Below are 285 nucleotides of genomic sequence, written 5' to 3'. Positions count from 1 at the left end.
TTTAGGGGCATAGTTCAACGGTAGAATAGAGGTCTCCAAAACCTTTGGTGTGGGTTCGATTCCTACTGCCCCTGCCAGGTATTGAGGTACTCGTTCATAATACAGCTAATATAATCTATATAGTGGCGATTGTGGCGAAGTGGTTAACGCATCGGATTGTGGTTCCGACATTCGTGGGTTCGATTCCCATCAGTCGCCCCATTTTAAAATTGGGGTATAGCCAAGCGGTAAGGCAACGGATTTTGATTCCGTCATGCCTAGGTTCGAATCCTAGTACCCCAGCCA

The 285-nt window shown here is 47.0% G+C and carries 3 tRNA genes; all 3 read left to right on the top strand.

Annotation, left to right across the window (positions count from 1 at the left end):
- Positions 1 to 3: 3 nt before the first annotated feature.
- A tRNA-Trp gene (locus tag EW028_RS24500) sits at positions 4 to 77 on the top strand.
- Between the two features lie 48 nt (positions 78 to 125).
- Positions 126 to 201 (top strand) — tRNA-His (locus tag EW028_RS24495).
- A gap of 9 nt (positions 202 to 210) precedes the next feature.
- A tRNA-Gln gene (locus EW028_RS24490) sits at positions 211 to 285 on the top strand.

This window comes from Lysinibacillus sp. OL1 (genome assembly GCF_004332175.1).
GTDB lineage: Bacteria > Bacillota > Bacilli > Bacillales_A > Planococcaceae > Lysinibacillus > Lysinibacillus capsici.
Note: the sequence above shows the minus strand (reverse complement) of the source record. Positions and strands in the feature narration are given on the sequence as shown.